Origin of the sequence: Halomonas sp. PAMB 3264 (assembly GCF_031954245.1) — a bacterium.
Lineage (GTDB): Bacteria > Pseudomonadota > Gammaproteobacteria > Pseudomonadales > Halomonadaceae > Vreelandella.
On the sequence record NZ_CP134866.1, the window covers coordinates 129,802 to 149,496 of the forward strand.

15 protein-coding genes are annotated in these 19,695 nt (G+C 63.7%); 7 read left to right on the plus strand and 8 right to left on the minus strand.

Annotated features, from left to right (window positions below; all coding sequences use genetic code 11):
* Positions 1–81: 81 nt before the first annotated feature.
* Complete coding sequence (locus RN347_RS00585; RefSeq protein ID WP_311959300.1) at positions 82–315, minus strand: hypothetical protein; 234 nt, start codon at positions 313–315, stop codon at positions 82–84.
* Positions 316–531: 216 nt separating this feature from the next.
* Between RN347_RS00585 and RN347_RS00590 the strand changes: the two genes are divergently transcribed.
* The 3 genes from RN347_RS00590 (at position 532) to RN347_RS00600 (ending at position 5,035) form a co-directional block, all read left to right on the plus strand.
* Positions 532–2,109 (plus strand): BCCT family transporter, encoded by a 1,578-nt coding sequence (locus tag RN347_RS00590; protein WP_263585553.1) that lies wholly within the window; start codon positions 532–534, stop codon positions 2,107–2,109.
* A gap of 200 nt (positions 2,110–2,309) precedes the next feature.
* A complete protein-coding gene (locus RN347_RS00595; protein ID WP_311959302.1) occupies positions 2,310–4,058 on the plus strand; it encodes a sodium:solute symporter family protein in 1,749 nt (582 codons plus the stop codon).
* Between the two features lie 89 nt (positions 4,059–4,147).
* On the plus strand, positions 4,148–5,035 hold the full coding sequence (locus RN347_RS00600) for a DMT family transporter (protein WP_311959303.1): 888 nt from the start codon (positions 4,148–4,150) through the stop codon (positions 5,033–5,035).
* Positions 5,036–5,438: 403 nt separating this feature from the next.
* Here RN347_RS00600 and RN347_RS00605 read toward each other — a convergent pair whose 3' ends face one another.
* The 7 genes from RN347_RS00605 to RN347_RS00635 all read right to left on the minus strand — a co-directional run bounded on the left by RN347_RS00605 (position 5,439) and on the right by RN347_RS00635 (position 14,690).
* Positions 5,439–6,248 carry an electron transfer flavoprotein subunit beta gene (locus RN347_RS00605; protein ID WP_311959305.1) on the minus strand — a complete coding sequence of 270 codons (810 nt, stop codon included), beginning with the start codon at positions 6,246–6,248 and terminating at the stop codon, positions 5,439–5,441.
* Positions 6,238–7,518, minus strand: coding sequence for an electron transfer flavoprotein subunit alpha/FixB family protein (locus RN347_RS00610; RefSeq protein ID WP_263585549.1), 1,281 nt, complete (start codon positions 7,516–7,518; stop codon positions 6,238–6,240). The genes RN347_RS00605 and RN347_RS00610 overlap by 11 nt, the downstream gene beginning before the upstream one ends.
* Positions 7,515–9,527: a (Fe-S)-binding protein gene (locus RN347_RS00615; protein WP_263585548.1), complete on the minus strand. Its 2,013-nt coding sequence runs from the start codon at positions 9,525–9,527 to the stop codon at positions 7,515–7,517. Before RN347_RS00615 ends, RN347_RS00610 begins: the two co-directional genes overlap by 4 nt.
* Positions 9,528–9,609: 82 nt before the next feature.
* On the minus strand, positions 9,610–11,682 hold the full coding sequence (gene dgcA / locus RN347_RS00620; protein WP_311959309.1) for a dimethylglycine demethylation protein DgcA: 2,073 nt from the start codon (positions 11,680–11,682) through the stop codon (positions 9,610–9,612).
* Between the two features lie 11 nt (positions 11,683–11,693).
* Positions 11,694–12,227, minus strand: a complete 534-nt coding sequence (locus RN347_RS00625) for a 4-vinyl reductase (protein WP_252108110.1) — start codon at positions 12,225–12,227, stop codon at positions 11,694–11,696.
* A 90-nt stretch (positions 12,228–12,317) separates the two neighbouring features.
* Positions 12,318–13,295: a dipeptidase gene (locus RN347_RS00630; protein ID WP_263585545.1), complete on the minus strand. Its 978-nt coding sequence runs from the start codon at positions 13,293–13,295 to the stop codon at positions 12,318–12,320.
* Positions 13,296–13,550: 255 nt separating this feature from the next.
* Positions 13,551–14,690 (minus strand): GlxA family transcriptional regulator, encoded by a 1,140-nt coding sequence (locus RN347_RS00635; RefSeq protein ID WP_263585544.1) that lies wholly within the window; start codon positions 14,688–14,690, stop codon positions 13,551–13,553.
* Positions 14,691–15,033: 343 nt separating this feature from the next.
* Here RN347_RS00635 and mscL point away from each other — a divergent pair, with 343 nt between their 5' ends.
* The 4 genes from mscL to RN347_RS00655 all read left to right on the plus strand — a co-directional run bounded on the left by mscL (position 15,034) and on the right by RN347_RS00655 (position 19,617).
* Positions 15,034–15,531 (plus strand): large conductance mechanosensitive channel protein MscL, encoded by a 498-nt coding sequence (gene mscL / locus RN347_RS00640; protein ID WP_263585543.1) that lies wholly within the window; start codon positions 15,034–15,036, stop codon positions 15,529–15,531.
* A gap of 281 nt (positions 15,532–15,812) precedes the next feature.
* Positions 15,813–16,517: a gluconate 2-dehydrogenase subunit 3 family protein gene (locus RN347_RS00645; RefSeq protein ID WP_311959314.1), complete on the plus strand. Its 705-nt coding sequence runs from the start codon at positions 15,813–15,815 to the stop codon at positions 16,515–16,517.
* Positions 16,518–16,519: 2 nt separating this feature from the next.
* Positions 16,520–18,292 carry a GMC family oxidoreductase gene (locus RN347_RS00650; RefSeq protein ID WP_311959315.1) on the plus strand — a complete coding sequence of 591 codons (1,773 nt, stop codon included), beginning with the start codon at positions 16,520–16,522 and terminating at the stop codon, positions 18,290–18,292.
* 11 nt (positions 18,293–18,303) lie between these two features.
* Positions 18,304–19,617 carry a cytochrome c gene (locus RN347_RS00655; RefSeq protein WP_311959317.1) on the plus strand — a complete coding sequence of 438 codons (1,314 nt, stop codon included), beginning with the start codon at positions 18,304–18,306 and terminating at the stop codon, positions 19,615–19,617.
* Positions 19,618–19,695: the final 78 nt, after the last annotated feature.

Here is a 19,695-nt window from a genome sequence, read left to right on the forward strand (position 1 = left end):
CCCAACGGGCCGTGTGATCACTCACACGGCCCGTTTTTTTGCCTTCAATGGGCACAAACGGCGCGTCTACAAACGGCGCGTCTAAAGATGTGCCAGGTGGCGCTCGATGGCCTCTCGCACCGCGGGCAGCACGATGTCCTGGCGGCGTGTGAGCTCGTCGACGAGCGCCGGGAGCCCGTCGACGGGCACGGCCTTGTGCGCACTGGCGGCCAGCCGCGCGCTTTCGTCCGGGTCGGCGTTAGCGGGAAGGTCGATCCCCAGCGCAATGAGGCGCGCGCGAAAATCATCCCCATCGACCAAATCGACAATCATCATGGCTGCACTCCTTTTGTGAGGAACCGCGAAGGGGCGCGGGTCGGTCGCTTAGTGTACGCAAAATAGCGCGCCGCAGCGGCTGTCGAACGCGGCTTTAGCTACGTCGAGGTCGGTTTTGGGCAATCAAACGGGGCCGTCTCGCTCAAGAATTTACAAGCCGTGTCCGGCGATGGCGCACCGCGTCAAATAATAAAGATTAAAACCTGAGGACAACCTATGAACCACGAGGAACCTGTTCTGGCGCCCGGCCAGGACAACAAGCAGGTCATGGGGTTGGATTTTCATAACCCCGTCTTTCCCCTCTCCGCACTCGCCATTTTGCTGTTCATTCTCTACGCGCTGGTCTATCCCGACGCGGCCAATGCTCAGCTGGGGCTTGCCAAGAACTGGTCGATCGAGCACTTCGACTGGCTGTTCATGATCGCGGGCAACGTCTTCGTCATCTTCTGCTTGATGCTGATCTTTTTACCGCTGGGGCGCATTCGCCTCGGCGGTCAGGAGGCCAAGCCCGAGTACTCGCGCACCTCCTGGTTTGCGATGCTGTTCGCCGCTGGCATGGGTATCGGGCTGATGTTCTGGAGCGTGGCGGAGCCGGTGGCCTACTACACCGACTGGTACGGCACGCCGCTGAATACGCCCGCCAACACGCCGGAAGGCGCGAGCGCGGCGATGGGCGCGACCATGTTCCACTGGGGGCTGCATCCCTGGGCGATCTACGCCGTGGTCGGGCTGTCGCTGGCGTTTTTCGCCTATAACCGCGGTTTGCCGCTGACGCTGCGCTCGGCGTTCTACCCGATTCTGGGCGAGCGTACCCGCGGCTGGGCAGGGCACGTCATCGATATCCTCGCGGTGCTGGCGACCATCTTCGGCCTGGCGACGTCGCTTGGCTTCGGCGCCACCCAGGCGGCCAGCGGCATGGCGTACCTGTTCGACACGCCCAACACCATCGGCACGCAGCTCGCGATCATCGTGGTGGTCACGGTGATCGCGCTGATTTCGGTCTGGCGCGGGCTCGACGGCGGGGTGAAGCTCTTTTCGAACATCAACATGGTGATCGCCGCCATTCTGCTGATCTTCGTGATCGCTGCCGGCCCGACGCTGGCGATCCTGACCGGCATCGGCACCACGGCGGTCGACTACGCCAGCCACCTGCTGCCGCTGTCGAACTGGGTTGGCCGCGACGACGACACCTGGTACCACGGCTGGACCATCTTCTACTGGGCCTGGTGGATCTCCTGGTCACCGTTCGTGGGCATGTTCATCGCACGGGTATCGAAAGGCCGCACGGTGCGCGAGTTTCTGGTCGCAGTGCTGCTGGTGCCGACGCTGGTCACGCTGGTGTGGATGAGCGCCTTCGGCGGAACGGCCTTGTTCCAGGCGGAAAACGGTATCGGCGAGCTTTCCAATGGTATCTCTGATGTTTCGCTTGCCATGTTCCACATGCTCGAGCAGCTGCCGCTGACGTCGATCACCTCGACACTCGCCATCGTGCTGGTGCTGGTGTTCTTCATCACCTCGTCGGACTCGGGGTCGCTCGTGATCGACAGCATCACCGCCGGCGGTAAGACCGACGCGCCGAAAGGCCAGCGGGTGTTCTGGGCCGCGCTCGAAGGCGTGATCGCCGGCGTGCTGCTTTACGGTGGCGGCAGCACCGCGCTGACCGCGCTGCAGGCCGGCGCCGTGGCCACGGGCCTGCCCTTTACGCTGGTGCTCTTGCTAATGTGCGCAAGCCTGTTCATGGGGCTACAGAAGGAGTGGCGGGAGTTGAACGCCGTACCGCGCATGGCGGGATAGCAGCGGGACAGTGTGAGCCAAAAGGCGCCTTCTCGGCGCCTTTTGGCGTTATCGAGTGTCGTAATTTCGGCATCCGCTGGCGCGGTTAGCTAAGAGGCGGCTTATAAAGCGCTGCATCATGCAGGCAGGGAATGCGCAGGCGCTGTCTGCGCCTCAACAATCTCAACAACTCAAATATCAACAACTCAACGGCTGCACTCATGATCTACACCGTCGCGATACTGCTGAGCCTGATCGGCTACTTCGTCATCGGCCATCTGGCCGGCCGGCGCGTCAAGGGCCTGGACGACTACCTGGTCGCCGGGCGCAACGCGCCGACCTTCTTCATTCTGGGCACGCTGGTGGCAAGCTATCTCAGCACCAGCGCCTTTCTCGGTGAAACCGGCTTTGCCTACCAGGGCTATCCGTTCGTGATGCTGATCTTCGCCGCGGTCAGCACCTCCGGGTGCCTATTGGGGGCGCTGGTGTTCGGGCGCTATTTGCGCCGCAGCGGCGCCAACACGGTGCCGGAATTTTTTGGCAAGCGCTTTGCCTCGCGCAAGGTGCAGGTGATTGCGGGGCTGACCACCATCATCGGCCTGGGTGCGTATCTGTTGGGCGTGATGCAGGGCGCGGGCATCATGTTTGCCGAGCTCACCGGCATGCCCTACTGGGTGGGTCTGGTGCTGGTATGGGCGACCTACACCGGCTTCATCCTCTACTCCGGCTCGCCCGGCGTCATGCTCACCGACACCATCATGTTCGTGATCTTCTCGCTGGCCGCCCTCGGCGGCTCGCTCTACGTCATCAATGACCTGGGCGGCTGGAGCGGCGTGGTCGAGGGGCTTTTGACCCAGACCGACAAGCCCGGCATCGCGCTGTGGCACGGCGTGCTGGAAGGGCCGGACGCCACGTTCTCCTCGCCCGGCGAAGCGCTGACCTGGGGGCTGACGCTGGGCCTTGTGTGGGCGGCGGTGCTGGCGGCGAGCCCCTGGCAGTCGAGCCGCTACCTGATGGCGCGCAACGAGCACGTGGTGATGCGCTCGGCGATGCTGACCGCGGTGGCGCTGGCCGTGTTCTACGCGCTGATGATGGTGACCGGGGCGGCGATCAATCTTTACGACACGAGCCTCGACCCGGAGCGCTCGATGATCTGGGTGGCGCTCAATATTCTGCCGACCTGGCTTGGCGTGGTGATTCTGACCGGCGTGTTCGCCGCCGGGCTCTCGTCGTGCTCGACGTTTCTGTCGATCATCGGCTTCAGCATCTCCAACGACATTCTGGCCGCCTCCAAAGACGAGGCCTCGGCGATGCGTAAAAGCCGCCTGGCCGTGCTCGCCGCCGGCCTGATCGCGCTGATTCTGGCGCTGTTTCAGCCGCCGGCGGTGATGTCGGTGGTGTGGTTCGCCGCCACGCTCTTCGCCTCCTCTTGGGGGCCGGTAGCGCTTCTGAGCATCTGGAGCACGCGCATTACCGCCGCCGGCGCCGGCTGGGGGCTGGCGGTGGGCTTTGTCGGTAATGTCATCATCTCGCTGATGGTGCAGGCCGAATGGCTCTCGCTTCCGGTCTATCTGCACCCGGTGCTTCTCAGCACGCTGATGGCACTCATTGCCATCGCCATCGCCTCCCGGATGACCCGCGTAAGCCCGGCCGAGCGCGAGTACCGGGCGTTCCTGCACACGTTCGACGCCCAAAGCGTCAGCGGCTGGGTCTCCGGCACACGCTTGATTGCGCTGTGCACCATGCTCTCCGGGGTGGCCATCGGCGTGTTCCTGTGGCGCCAGTACGCGGTGACCCTCGACGGCTTCGCCGCGCAGTTCGGCCTGAGCGCCGGGGCAGTGCAGGGCGCTTTTGGTCTGGCCATTGGCTGCGGCGCCATGTTATTGCTGGCCGGCGGCGTCGGCTTCTGGCTGGTGCGCCCGAAAGGCCGGGGGCGCGCGGCGCGCATGGCGCTGTCCCAGGGCCGCTAGCCGTCGAGGCGTCCGCGCCTTGTCATAACGTTCTCAGCGACCGCTCGCCTTTTGGCGGGCGGTTCGTTTTTTGATCGGGAGTCGGTGTCATGCAGACCAGTACCTACCAGCGCGGCCTGATGATCGTCATTCTGGGCGTCATTTTTTTGAGCTTCGACGGGCTGTTGATTCGCCTGGCCGCGACCGACGGCTTCACCATCGTGTTCTGGCGCGGCTTTCTGATGTTCTGCGTGCTGGGTGCGCTTTGCCTGGCGCGGCGAAAGCTATCGACGCTGCGCGTGCATCTGGTGGCCTCGCTGGCCTCGGCCACGCTTTTGGGCCTGATCTCGGCGCTGTTCGTGCTGGCGGTGATGAACGCAAGCGTGGCCAACGTGGTGGTGATTTTGAGCACCGCGCCGCTGTTCGCCGCGATTTTCTCGCGCGTGTTTCTCGGCGAGCGAGTAGCGCTTCGCACGCTGATCGCCATCGCGCTGTGCATGCTGGGCATGGGGCTGGTGTTTCTGGGCGAGGGGGCGGCGGGGATGCTTCTGGGCAACCTCTTCGCGCTGGCCGCGGCGCTTGCGATCGGCGGCAATCTCACGCTGCTGCGCCGCTACCCCGGCATCGACACGATCACCGTGATCGCCGGCGGTGGGCTTCTGTCCTCGGCGATTGCCTGGCCGATGGCCTCGCCGTTTGCCCTGGAGGCGCCGCAGTTTGGCGTGCTGACGCTGATGGGGCTCGTTCAGATGCCGCTGGCGACCGTGTTGATCAACAGCGCCACGCGCTATCTGCCCTCGACCGAGGTGGCGCTGTTTTATCTGGTGGAAACCGCGCTGGGTACGCTCTGGGTGTGGTGGCTGCTGGGTGAAGAGCCCACCGCCTCGACGCTTGCCGGCGGGGTGGTGGTAATTACGGTGCTGGTGATACACGCCGGTATTGGCTTACGGCGCGAGCGTCAGAGGCTGAGGTTAGAACCGGGGGTGGCCGTAAAATAAGCCCCTCGAATCGTTGTTCAACGAACGCGGTTTGATCTTGTAACAGGGTGCCTTGGCCCGTGACGCGGCGCAAAGCTGCACGGCGGCTTCATCCGGGGCGCCTGTCGGCGCCATCGCCCGATGAATCGGGCTCCTACGAAACCCCGTGGCCATTTGTGCAGTGTGATCCACCTTCCGTAGCAGCAGGCTTTAACCAGCGACGTGGCGCTGGGATGGGCGGTGTCACGGCGGCCTCATCCGGGGCGCCTGTCGGCGCCATCGCCCGATGAATCGGGCTCCTACGAAACCCCGTGGCCATTCGTGCAGTGTGATTCATCTTCCGTAGGAGCAGGCTTTAGCCAGCGACGCGGCGCAACGCGTCGCTGGGGTGGGCGATTCGTGTTGGATGGGTGCGGATGCGCAACTAGCGCAGCACGCCTTCCTCTTTCAACAGCTTGAAGATCGCCTCGGCGCCCTGCTCCGGGGTGACGTCCGTTAGCGTCTGCCCGCCGCCGCCGTCCGCCTTGGCGGCGGCGGCCTTGAAGCGGTCCCGCGCCGAAGAGGATTTGACGATCTTGAGGCGTTTCGGGCGCTTGCGCGCCGGATGGAACTGCCAACCGGCGAGCGTTTCGTCCACTTCGCTTTGCGCCTCGCTCAAGCTCAGCTCGCCACGCCGCGCCGGGCCGAAGGCGCTTTGACGCGCCGCCGGGGCGCTGGTGTCGATCGTGGCGATCGCCGGCAGGCGAATGCGCAGGCGCCGACGCTTGCCGCGGGGCAGCGCCTGAAGCACCACCGCCGTGCCCTGCTCGACCTTCTCGACCGCGGCCAGGCTTGTGATGATCGGCCAGCCCAGCGCTTCGGCCAACTGGTAGGGCAGAAGCCCCGAGGCCTCGCCGGTTTCCGCGCGGCTGCCGGTCAGAATCAGCTGCGGGGCATCGTCGCGAAGCGCCTGGGTGAGCGCCGGGATCACGTCGGCGTGCTCGTCCTGCTCGATCAGCCCGATATGGTCGATACCCATGCCGAGATAGCCGCGCAGGGCCTCTTCCTGCTCGCTTTCGTGTTGGCCGGCGTGCAGAAGGCGCACAGACGCGTTCTCCAGGGAGAGCGCCATTTCCACCGCGCGGGCGTCCTGGTCGGCGCGCCGGGCGCGGGCGGTCAACGGATGGCGGCCGATCGACACCAGTACGGCCACATTGAGTGACGCACCTCGTTGGGCGGGGGCGTTAGGCGGCATCGCGGTTCTCCTGTTGCTCGGCGCGGTACTGCTCGACCCGCGCGACCAGCGCGGCGAGCACCGCGCTTGCGTCGCCAATCACGGTCAGGTCGGCACGTTTGGCCATGTCACAGCCTTCGTCGAGGTTAACGGCGACGACCTTGTCGCAGCTTTGAATGCCCTGAAGGTGCTGGATGGCGCCAGAAATGCCCACCGCCACGTAGACCCGGGCGGAGACCCAGGTACCGGTGGCGCCGACCTGACGGTCGCGGGGCATGTAGCCATCGTCCACTGCCACGCGCGAGGCCCCCTTGGTCGCGCCGAGCACGTCGGCGGCGTGGTGGTAGCCGTCCCAATCCTTGACGCCGTTGCCGGCGGAGAGAATGAACTCGGCTTCGGCAAGCGAGACGCTGGCCGGATCCACGGCGACTTCGCCGAGATCCTCGATGCGCCCGAGCACGTCGGGAAGCCCCTGGCCAAGCGCGACGGGATCACAGGCGTGGCGGGTCTCGCTGACCGGGTCGGCGCACTCAGCCAGTGCCAGCACGACCCGGGGCAGCTCGCGGTGAACGTCGTGGCGTCCAGCGCCGGCGCGGGCGGTGGCCCGCCAGCCGGTCGCGCTATCGTTATTGGCCTCGACCTGCCACACCTGCGCGGCAGGGCGCTCGCCCAGCCTGGCGGCCAGGCGCCGGCCAAGCTCGCCGCCGCCCAGGGCGGAGTCGGGCAAGAGCCAAAAGCGCGGGGCCAGCTCGCGCTCCACGCTTTGAAGCGTGGCTACCTTGAGTTCCGGCAGATAGCCCGAGAAGCGCTCGCCGCCCAGATGCAGCAGTCGGTCGATGCCGGCCTCGCCGAAGGCGCTCTCCTTGTGCTCGCCAAACACCACGGCGAGTACCGCCCCCGGGCTTGCCGGGTCGGCGTCGGCGAGCTGACGGGCCAGGCCCAGCAGATCACGGTCATGGGCCGACAGGCGCCCGCCGGCCATGTCCGGCACCACGGCCACGATAAAGGCCGGGGCGTCGATGGTGACGTTCTGGCGGGTATCCTTGGCCGCGGCGCTGTGCGCCGGGGCCTGAGCGGCCTGCTGGACGCCGCTTCTATCGATGCGGCGTATGCCGTTGGGGCCGATGAAGCCAACCGCGCGCGGGTCGCGGCGCATCACGCCGTTGGGGCCCATCCACTCGGTGGCTTTGGCACCGCCGCCGAGTTCGGCCATTACGCTCAAATGCTGCGGGTGCAGACGGTTACGGGCGATCCACTCCTTGCGGGGGTCGCGGCGCAGAATGTCGCTCATGAGGTTTCCTCCAGCGCAGGGGCGGGGGCGGCCTGGGCCGGCGCCGCTTTCTCGGCGGTGGTGTCGATGATCAGTGCGTCGGCGACCAGCTCGGCGATATCCTTGATGCCGGCGCGCGGCTCCACCACGCCTTCGAGCATGGCGGTACACTGCGGGCAGCCCACGGCGACCAGGTCCGCGCCGGTTTCGCGCACGTCTTCCATGCGCATGTCAGGAATTCGCTGCTTGCCGGGAATATCGGTGATCGGCGCGCCGCCGCCGCCGCCGCAGCAGCGCGAGCGGTAGCCGGAGCGAGCCATTTCCTTGATCTCGATGCCGAGTGCCTTGAGCACGTCGCGCGGCGCCTCGTACTCGCCGTTGTAGCGGCCCAGATAGCACGGGTCGTGGTAGGTAACGCTGCCACCTTTCCACGCCTTGAAGCTGAGCTTGTTGGCGCTGACCAGTTCGCTGATGAACGTGCTGTGGTGCTGCACGTGATAATCCGCCGGGGTATCCGCCGTGCCCAGCTCGCCGTACTCGTTTTTCAACACGTGGAAGCTGTGCGGGTCGCAGGTCACGATGCGATCGAAGCGGTAGCGGCTCATGGTCTGGATATTGCGGCGGGCCAGCGTCTGGAAGGTGGCCTCATCGCCCAGGCGGCGCGCGACGTCGCCGCTGTCGCGCTCCTCGTTGCCCAGTACGGCGAAGTCGACATTGGCGGCCCGCAGTACGCTGATGAAGGCGCGCAGGGTGCGCTGGTTGCGCATGTCGAACACGCCGTCGCCGAGCCACAACAGCACATCGGCTTCCTTCTTGTCCGCCATCAGCGGCAGGTTCAGATCCGCCGCCCAGTGCAGGCGCGAGCCGGGATCGAAGCCGCCGGGATTGTCCGTGGCGATCAGGTTATCGAGTACCTCGGCGCCCTTGTTGGGCGTATTGCCGTGCTCCAGGGTCAAAAAGCGGCGCATGTCGACGATGGCGTCGACGTGCTCGATCATCATCGGGCACTCTTCCACGCAGGCGCGGCACGTGGTGCAGGACCAGAGCGTTTCCGGGTCCACCAGCGCGGTGCCCTGGCGGGCAACGATTGGCCCGTGCGGGTCGCCCTGGTGCTCGCCGACCGGCTTGCCGGGGTAGGGCGAGCCGTAATAGTGGGCGTCACTGCCGCCGGCCATGCCGACGACCATGTCCTGAATCAGCTTTTTCGGGTTGAGCGGCTGGCCGGCGGCAAAGGCCGGACACATCGCCTCGCAGCGACCGCACTGTACGCAGGCGTCGAAGCCCAGAAGCTGATTCCAGGTGAAGTCCGCGGGCTTTTCGACGCCGAGCTTGGCGTTATCGTCGCCCAAATGCAGCGCTTTCAGGCCGGTGGAGCGGTGCTCGCCGCCGGTTTTATCGGAAAAGCGCTCCGGGCGGCGGTGGTACGCCAGGTGCAGAGCGCCGGCGAAGGCGTGCTTCATCGGCCCGCCCCAGGTCATGCCGAAGAACATCTCGCCCAGACCCCAGACGATGATGGCCGCGAGCACCAGCGCTGCTATCCAGCCAAGGCCTTCCTGGAACACGCCTTCCGGCAAAATGCCGGCGGTGGGCAGTGTGACCACGAACATGCCGATCGAGAACGCCATCAGGCTTTTCGGCAGGCGCATCCACGGCCCTTTCGATAGCCGTGACGGCGGCGGGCTTCTGCGTTTGGCGACCAGAATGCTGCCAATGAACATGCTGGTGGTGGCGGCCAGCAGCACCCAGGCAAGAATCGCGCTGTCCAGGCCAAAGCCGTGGACAATAATGGCCAGCAAAGCGGCCAGCACGAAGCCGCCGGCGGTGGCGACGTGGGTATGGGAGATGTACTTGTCGCGCTCGACGACGTGGTGCAGGTCGACCAGGTAGCGCCTGGGTACCTGCATCAGGCCCTTGAGTACGGGCACGGAAGAGGGCCGCCCCTGGCGCCATAAACGAACGCGGCGAACCGCGCCGATGGCGGCAAGCGCCAGCGCAGAAAACAGCAGGATGGGTAACAGGGTATCGAGCATGGCGTCTCTCCTCTCAGAGACACCGTAAGGACTACACCGCGGGCCCAAGGGCCCGCGGTGGTCGGCTTACAGCGTTATTGTGTCAGAAGTCCTTGCACAGCCGCAGCGCGTCATAAATGGCTGCATGCGTGTTGCGTGGCGCGGTGCAATCCCCCAAGCGGAACAGCGCGAAGCCGTCGCCGCTTTGCGAGAGGCTGGGTTGGGGTTTGATCGCGTAGAGCGCTTCGATGTCGGTCTGGCCCTTGTTACGCGACTGGTGCTTGAGCGCGTAGTAGAGCGCCTCGTCCGGACGCACGCCGTTTTCGACCACGACCTGGTCGACCACGCGCTCCTCTAAAGCCCCGGTGTACTCGTTTTCGAGCACCGCGACCAGAGAGTCGCCTTCGCGATACACCTTATGCAGGGCGAGATCCGAGGTCATGATGACCTCTTTCTCGTACAGACTTCTGTAGTAGGTGGGGAAGGTGGTGCCGCCTACCGCCGCGCCCGGCTTGATGTCGTCGGTGACGATCTCGACCTTGCAGCCCTTGTCGGCCAGGTAGTCCGCCGCGGAGACGCCGGAAAACTCGCAGATGGTGTCGAAGATCAGCACGTTCTTGCCAGGCTCGACGCGGCCTTCGAGGATGTCCCAGGTGCTGACCACGAGGCTCTTGCCACTGTCCGCGTCATAGCCCCACTCCGGTACCTGGGAGAGAAACGGCTGGCCGCCGGTGGCCAGCAGCACCACGTCCGGGCGCAGATCCTTGATGGTGGCTTCGTCCGCCCTGGTGCCCAGGCGCTGATCGACCCCGAGCCGGTTGAGTTCGAGCTGGTACCAGCGAGTGATACCGGCGATCTGATCGCGCTGCGGCGCTTTGGAGGCGATGGTGATCTGCCCGCCGATCTGCTCTTTCGCTTCGAACAGCGTCACGTCGTGGCCGCGCTCGGCGCACACGCGCGCCGCTTCCATGCCGGCAGGGCCGCCGCCGACCACCACGACCTTACGCACGGGGCCTTCGGTTTTCTCGATGATGTGCGGAAGGCCCATGTATTCGCGCGACGTCGCGGCGTTCTGAATGCAGAGGACGTCCAGGCCCTGGTACTGGCGGTCGATGCAGTAGTTCGCGCCGACGCACTGCTTGATCTGGTCGACCTGGTCGTTCTTGATCTTGGCGATGATGTGCGGGTCGGCAATGTGGGCGCGGGTCATGCCGACCATGTCGACGTAGCCGCCTTCCAGAATTCGCTGGGCCTGGTTGGGGTCCTTGATGTTCTGAGCGTGGATGACCGGCACGCTAACCACTTCCTTGATGCCCGACGCCAGGTGCAAAAACGGCTCCGGCGGGTAGGACATGTTGGGAATGACGTTGGCGAGCGTGTTGTGAGTATCACAGCCCGAGCCGACGACGCCGAAGAAGTCGACCTTGCCGGTGGCGTCGTAGTACGCCGCGATGCGCTTCATTTCCTCGTGGTCGAGGCCGTCCGGGTGGAACTCGTCGCCGGTGATGCGCATGCCGACCGTGAAGTCGTCGCCGACCTCGGCGCGTACCGCCTTGAGTACTTCCATGCCAAAGCGCATGCGGTTTTCAAACGTGCCGCCCCATTCGTCGGTACGCTTGTTGACCCGCGGGCTCCAGAACTGGTCGATCAGGTGCTGGTGCACCGCGGAGAGCTCGACGCCGTCGAGACCGCCTTCCTTCGCCCGGCGCGCGGCCTGGGCGAAATCGCCGACGATGCGCCAGATCTCCTCTTCCTCGATGGTCTTGCAGGTCGAGCGGTGCACCGGCTCGCGGATGCCGGACGGCGAGACCAGCGTCGACCAGTCGAAGCCATCCCAGCGCGAGCGCCGGCCCATGTGGGTGATCTGGATCATGATCTTGCCGCCGTGCTTGTGCACGGCATCCGCCAGATTCTGGAAGTGCGGAATGATGCGGTCGGTGGAGAGGTTCACCGAGCTCCACCAGCCCTGGGGGCTATCGATCGAGACGATCGACGAGCCGCCGCAGATGCATAGCCCGCAGCCGCCCTTGGCCTTCTCTTCGTAGTACTTGACGTAACGCTCGGTGGTCATGCCGCCGTCGGTGGCGTGCACCTCGGCGTGAGCGGTACTGACCACGCGGTTACGGATAGTGTGCTTGCCGATCTGAATCGGCTTGAACAGTGCATCGAATGCCATGACGTCGACCCTCAGTGCTTGGGCGTTACAACAAACAGGCCGTGGTCACAGCCTTCCTCGGCGCCGCTTTGCGTCTGCTCGGCGACCGTACGAAGGTCGCTTCCCCGCGCCGCCAGAATCTGATCCATGGCGCCGGCGAACCAGCCGGTGAACATGTACTCGATCTTGCGGTTGACCTTGCCCATTTGATAAACGAAGGCGCTGTGCTCCAGACGAACGCGAGCGGTGCCGGCGTCCAAGTCGATCTCTTCGGTCTTGAAAAGCCCCCAGCCGCGCTGGGAAAGGCGCTTCATGTAGTGCTCGAAGACGTCAACGCCTTCCAGGCCGTGCAGTTCGGCCTCTTTTTCGCACCAGTGCCAGGCGCTCTTGTAGCCGGCGTGATAGAGGATCTCGGCATATTTCTCCGCACCCAGCGCCTCTTCGACGGCCATGTGGTTGTTGACGAAGAAGTGGCGCGGCACGTACAGCATCGGCAGGGCGTCGGTCGTCCAGATACCGGTTTCGCTGTCGACGTCGATCGGAAGTTCAGGGGCTGTCTTGGTCACGGTGGTCATCCTTAAAACTTGTACTTGTTCAAACAAGAGAGGGTCATGGGGGCGGCGCTTTTTTGAATCGACTCGCCCCGTTTGAAATCGTTACTCGCCCCACACGTCCTTCAGCGTGCGCACCCAGTTCTCGCCCATGATCTTGCGCACCTGGGACTCGCTCAGGCCACGCTTCAAGAGCGCCTCGGTCAGGTTGGGGAACTCGCCGATGGTGCGGATGCCTTCCGGGTTGATGATCTTGCCGAAGTTGGTCAGGCGGCGGGCGTAGCCCTTGTCGTGGGTCAGCCACTCGAAGAAGTTCTGGTCGTGGCCCTGGGTGAAGTCGGTGCCGATGCCGATGGCGTCTTCGCCGACGATGTTCATGATGTACTCGATCGCCTCGCAGTAGTCGTCGATGGTGGAGTCGACACCTTTCTTCAAGAACGGGGTGAACATGGTCACGCCGACGAAGCCGCCGTGGTCGGCGATGAACTTGAGCTCTTCGTCGGACTTGTTGCGCGGGTGCTCCTTGAGGCCCGACGGCAGGCAGTGGGAGTAGCACACCGGCTTTTTGGACTCGAGAATGACTTCCTCGGAGGTTTTCGCGCCGACGTGGGAAAGATCGCACAGCATGCCCACGCGGTTCATCTCGGCGACGATCTCGCGACCAAAGCCCGATAGCCCGCCGTCACGCTCGTAGCAGCCGGTACCCACCAGGTTCTGGGTGTTGTAGCACATCTGTACGATGCCCACGCCGAGCTGCTTGAACACTTCGACGTAGCCGATCTGGTCCTCGAACGCGTGGGCGTTCTGGAAGCCATAGATGATGCCGGTCTTGCCCTCTTCCTTGGCGCGGGTGATGTCGCGCGTGGTGCGCACCGGGCGGACCAGGTCGCTGCACTCGTCCATCAGCTTGTTGGAGGCGACGATGTTATCGACGGTGGCCTTGAACCCTTCCCACACCGAGACGGTACAGTTGGCCGCGGTCAGGCCGCCACGGCGCATGTCTTCCAGCAGCTCGCGGTTCCATTTGGCGATGATCAGACCGTCGATGACGATGGCGTCTTGGTGCAATTCAGAAGGGGTCATAACGAGGCTCCAGGGTTGTCCATGACGGGGAGCATAGCGCTGGGCCGGGGTCGCGCTGCTCCTGGAAACGACGACGAAAATTCCAAAAGCGTCACGCTGCGTCATGAGCGCGTCGCGCGCGTAGCAAAGTGGGCGATTAAACGGTATGGCGTGCTGTCGCCAGAAGGAAACCGCGCGGCTCCAAGCCAACGGGCGCGCACAAAAAAGCGACCGCGCGGGCCGCTCTTGCGAAGTTTTAAAAGTTTTCGGGGTGGATCAGTTCACAAGCGGCACGCTGGCAAACGTCGGTTCGCCCTGGGCGTAGGCCAGCGCCAGAAGCGCGCTCGAGGTAGGCTCGCTCCCGGCAGGTTCCACGCCCCAGTGCTGCATCAGAGGCGCGTTCTTGATCTGCGGCGTCTGGCGCGACTGCGAGCCCAGGCGCTCGTCTCTGGGCGGAATGCCAAAGCACTCGCGGTAGCACTTGGAGAAGTGGGGCGTCGAGACGAAGCCGCATACCGAGGCGATCTCGATGATCGAAAGCGACGTTTGTTTCAGAAGCTGGCGCGCGCGCACCAGTCTAAGCTTCAAGTAGTAGCGCGACGGCGAGCAGTGCAGGTAGCGCTGGAAAAGCCGCTCGAGCTGACGCCTGGACACGTCGACGTAGCTTGCCAGCTCGTTGAGCTCCAGGGGCTCCTCGAGGTTGGACTCCATCAGCGCCACGATATCCAGAAGCTTGGGCTGGGTAGTGCCGAGCACGTGCTTGAGCGGCACGCGCTGCTGGTCCTGTTCGTTGCGCATGTGCTCGTAGATGAACATCTCCGAAATGCCCGCCGAGAGCGCCTTGCCGTGGTCGTGGGCGATCAGGTTGAGCATCATGTCGAGCGGCGCGGTGCCGCCGGAGGCGGTGAAACGGTCGCGGTCGATGGAGAAGAGCTTGGTGGTGAGCACGATTTTCGGGAAGGCTTCCTGAACAGAGGCCAGACACTCCCAGTGAATACTGGTTTCGTAGTGATCGAGAAGTCCCGCCTTGGCCAGCGCCCAGCTGCCGGTGCAGATTGCCCCCAAATGCTTTAACTGACGCGCCTGGGTCTGCAGCCAGTGGATATGCTCGCGGCTGACACTATGCTGAGGGGCAACGCCGCCGCAAACGATGACCCAGTCGAAGGCGAGCGGCGCCTGCATGGCGGCGTCCGGCGTCACGTTGAGGCCATCGCTTGCGCGTACCGAGGCGCCGTCCTGAGTCAGCGTATACCAGCGATAGAGTTCGCGGCCGGCCAACTGGTTGGCCATGCGCAAGGGTTCGATCGCCGAGGCCAAAGAGATCAGGGTAAAGTTGTCCAACAGCAGAAAACCCAGTGTTTGCGGTGCTCTGGGGCGACCTGCGGGGGCGCAGGATGTGATTTGATCGGATGTCATGGTCTGGTACCTCTATCACCGAAACGTCTGGAGTTTTTCTTGTTATAGGTATGGGTTACTGGCGTGTTGTTATGCTCCCCGAATGAGCGTTTAAGCCACCAATCTGCATAGTGGCACGAATGCCACTTATACTGACAAAGCAATCTTGTATACGATGCGCGAGCTGTCGTAAATGAAACGCTCGGTGTCGCTTTGAAAGCGTAAAAATAAGGTTTTCTCGCACTTGCAGAAAAAATGCAACGTATTTTGAACACCGCATGTCGCTTTCGTAAGTTATTGAGCCTGCAGGTTTTAGGCTCGAAAAGTTATATGCTCATAAGTCATCAAAAAAGGGAGTGCTGAAATGTCGGGATTTTTCAAGGAGTTTCGCGAGTTCGCCGTTAAAGGCAACGTGATCGATATGGCGGTGGGGATCATCATCGGTGGCGCGTTTACGCTCATCGTTCAGCGGCTGGTGGCGGATATCATGAATCCGATCATTGGTTTGCTGGTCGGCGGCATCGACTTCTCCAATATCTTTATCGTGCTGCGCGAAGGCGCGGTGGCCGGGCCGTATCTTACGTTAAGCGCCGCTCAGCAGGCGGGGGCGGTGACGCTCAACATCGGGCTGTTTCTCAACGCGGTGATCAGCTTCACCATCGTCGCCTTCGTGGTTTTCATGCTGGTGCGCACCATCAACCGGCTCAAGCGCGAAGAGGTCGAAGCGCCCAAAAGCCCGGTGGAGAAGTCCTGCCCCTACTGCTTCATGACCGTACCGATCAAGGCGAGCCGCTGTGGGCACTGCACCTCCTCGTTGAAAGCGCCTGATGAAAGCCCCGCCCCGGAGTCGATGGCGCCATAAAAAAGGGTGGATTGAATGGTTATGCCCATCAGTGCGAGACGGCTGGCCCGTAACGCCCTGCCACATGTTCGGCAGTATTTTTCGGTATTAGACTAAAGTTGTAATCCATTGTTCGCCCGGTGCCAGCCGGACGTTTTACGTTCAAAGCACCCGTTTGGGCGGGCGGGCGCAGGGCAATCACGACTTGGTTAATAAGCTAATTAGCAAGATCTATATTAAAATGGGGCTATTAAAAGAACCAGAATACCGCTGACCCACGACGCAATGAGCAAGGAGAGACCGTGAGCCTAAAAGACGCATCGCGACGTCGGTTCATGAAGGGAGCGCTGACGGGGATCCCCGCCGTCACCATCGGCAGCGGCGTATCGCTGACCGCTTTTGCCGATGAGCCCCCGCAGCAGCTAACCGATTACCAACCCGCCTTTTTCGAGGCCGGCGAATGGGATTTCATCATCGCCGCCTGCGATCGCTTGATTCCAGGTACCGGGCCTGGGCCCGGGGCGCTCGATACCAACGTACCGATCTTCATCGACCGCCAGATGGAAGGGGGCTTCGGCCACGCCGCCGACTGGTACATGAAGGGGCCCTTCCCCGATGACGTGCCGGCGCTCTTTGGCCATCAGATCCCGCTGACCCCGCGTGAGATGTATCGCGAAGGGATCGCGGCGGTGAACGACTTCTGCCAGGACCGCCACGACGCCGCATTCGCCGCGCTCGATGACGCCGCCCGCGACCAGGTTCTGACCCAGCTCCAGGACGGCGAGATCGAGATGGCGTCGATGCGGGGCAGCTACTTTTTCGACATGCTGCTGCAAAACACCAAGGAAGGCTATTTTGCCGACCCCATCCACGGCGGCAACAAACACATGGCGTCCTGGAAGTTCATCGGTTTCCCCGGGGCACGCGCGTCGTATCGCGAATGGGTGGACCAGCACAACGTCGAGTACCCACTGGGGCCGGTCAGCCTTAACGGCGAGAGGGGATAAGCATGGCACGTACAGAATCACCCGTAGACGTCGTGCTGGTCGGCTTTGGCTGGACCAGTGCGATCATGGGCATGGAATTGACCGACGCAGGCTTGAACGTGCTGGCGCTCGAGCGCGGCGAAGACCGCGACACGGTGCCGGATTTCGCCTACCCGAAAATGGCCGACGAGCTCACTTACGGGGTGCGCTACAAGCTGATGCAGCGCCCGGCGAAAAGCACGCTGACCGTGCGCCACAACGTGGGCGACATGGCGGTGCCTTATCGTCAGTTGGGCTCGTTTCTGCCCGGTGACGGCGTCGGCGGCGCCGGCACCCACTGGAACGGCCACACCTGGCGGCCCCAGCCCCAGGAATTGCGCCTGAAAAGCTACGTCGAGGAGAACTTCGGCGCTGACATCATTCCCGATGAAATGACGATTCAGGACTACGGCGTCAGCTACGATGAGCTCGAGCCCTTTTTCGACTTCTTCGAGAAAGTGGCGGGTATCTCCGGCAAGGCGGGCAACCTGAACGGCGAGATTCAGGCAGGCGGCAACCCGTTCGAAGGCTGGCGCTCCGACGAGTACCCCATGCCGCCGCTGGCGCGGACCTATAACGATACGCTGTTCGCCGATGTCGCACGAAGCGAAGGCTATCATCCCTTCCCGCTGCCCGCTGCCAATGCCTCTGTTGCCTACACCAACCCTTACGGTATGCAGCTCGGCCCGTGTAACTTCTGCGGCTTCTGCGAGCGCTACGGCTGCTTGAACTACTCCAAGTCCTCGCCGCAGACCTGCATTCTGGGCGCGCTCAAGCGCCGCGAGAATTTCTCCTACCGCACCCAGAGCGAAGTGCTGCGCGTGGAGCTCGACAGCGATGGCGAGCGCGCCACCGGTGTGACCTATATCGACCCGGAAGGCAACGAGGTCTTTCAGCCGGCGGATCTGGTGATCCTGGGCGCCTACTCGCTGCACAACGTGCACCTGATGCTGGTGTCCGGCATCGGCACGCCCTACAACCCGGAAACCGGCGACGGCGTAGTCGGCAAGAACTACGCCTATCAGATGAACGGCGGCTCTTCGCTCTATTTCCGCGACAAGGAGTTCAACCCCTTCATCGGTGCCGGTGGCAACGGCGAGGTGATCAACGACTTCGGCGTCGAGCAGATCGACTTCGCTCAGGAAGGCTTCATCGGCGGCTCCTACATCAACGCCGCGATGACTAACGGCCAGCCGATTCGCAACATGCCGCTGCGTGCCGGCGCGCCAAGCTGGGGCGAAGGGTGGAAGCAGGCGGTGCAGGAGACCTACGGCCACGTCATGTCGATTGGCTCCCACGGCAGCAACATGGCCTACCGCGACTGCTACCTGGATCTCGACCCTAACTATACCGACGATCACGGCCGGCCGTTGATGCGCATGACCTTCGACTGGAAGGCTAACGATGTGCGCATGACCCAGTTCATGAAACAGAAGATCGATACGCTTTCAAAGGCGCTGGGCCCGGACGACTATCGGCTCTCCTTCAAGGACTTCGATACGCGCTACGACGTTCGCCCCTACCAGACCACGCACAACGTGGGCGGGGCGATCATGGGCACCGATCCCTCATCCAGCGCGCTCAACCGCTACCTGCAGAGCTGGGACGTACACAACGTGTTCGTGATGGGCGCCAGCGCCTTTCCGCAGAACCTGCAGTACAACCCGACGGGGCTGGTCGGTGCACTGACCTACTGGTCGGCGAAGGCAATCCGCGAGCAGTACCTGCCCAACCCCGGCCCGCTGGTTCAAGCCTAAGGAGAGCGACCATGAAGCACACCGTAAAATGGCGCCAGGGGCTGGTCGGCGTTGGCCTTTTGAGCGTCACCACCGCAAGCCAGGCGTTCGATGACGACGTGATCAGCCGCGGCGAATATCTGGCGCGCGCCGGCGACTGCGTGGCGTGTCATACCGCCCCTGGCGGTGAGCCCTTCGCCGGCGGTTTGGGCGTGGAGAGCCCCTTTGGCGCCATTTACTCGACCAACATCACCCCCGACCCGGAAACCGGCATCGGCAATTATAGCCGCGACGAGTTCGCCGCCGCCCTCAGGCAGGGCGAGCGCGCCGATGGCAAGCACCTTTATCCGGCCATGCCGTACCCCTCCTATTCGCTGATCACCGATGAGGATATCGACGCGCTTTACGCCTACTTCATGGAAGGCGTGGCGCCGGTCAAGCATACCCCTGAACGCACGGACCTGAGCTTTCCGTTCAACCAGCGCTGGGGCATCGGGCTTTGGGACTGGCTGTTTACCAACGATGAGACGTTCTCACCGGACCCCGAGCGCAGCGACGAGCAGAACCGCGGCGCCTATCTGGTTCAGGGGCTTGGCCACTGCGGCAGTTGCCACACCGAGCGCGGGCTCTTCTTCCAGGAGAAGGCGCTGGATGATAGCGACGACGCGTTCCTTGCCGGCGAGGTGCTGGAGGGCTGGTACGCGCCGAGCCTGCGCGGCAGCGGCGACGGCGGCAGCGCCATCGAGCGCTGGGACGATCAGGCCATCGTCGATTACCTCGCCACCGGGCGTAACGACGAAAGCGCCGTGGCCGGCGAGATGACGTCGGTGGTGGCGCACAGCACCTCGCACCTCAATGAGAGCGATTTGCAGGCGATCGCCGCCTACCTGAACGGACTGGGAAGTCACGGCGACCGCCCTCTGATCACCGACGCGCAGGTCGATGAAACCGATGCCATGCTCACGCGGGCGGACGTGGAAAACGATCTGGGCGCGCGGCTCTATCTGGATAACTGCAACGCCTGCCACTTCTCCAACGGCCGCGGCGCCTCCCAGGTGTTTCCAAGCCTGTCGGGAAGCTCGATGGTCAACGCCGACGACCCAACCGGCATGATCCGGGTGATCCTCGCCGGAGCCCGGCTGCCCTCCACGGAGCAGCGCCCGGAAGCGCTGGCCATGCCGGACTTCGCCTGGCGCCTGTCCGACGACGAGGTGGCCGAGCTTGCCACGTTCGTGCGCGGGGCCTGGGGCAACGACGCGGGAGCGGTAAGCGCCAGCGCCGTAGCGGAGGTGCGCGACGAGCTGCCGGAAGACCGCGTGACCAGCGCGCCGGTCATCGACGACTGACCGGTTTTCCCAAGTCGTGAAAAGAAAGTCATGAAAACAAAGTCATGAAAAGTAAGCCATGAAAAAGGGTGCCCCGTG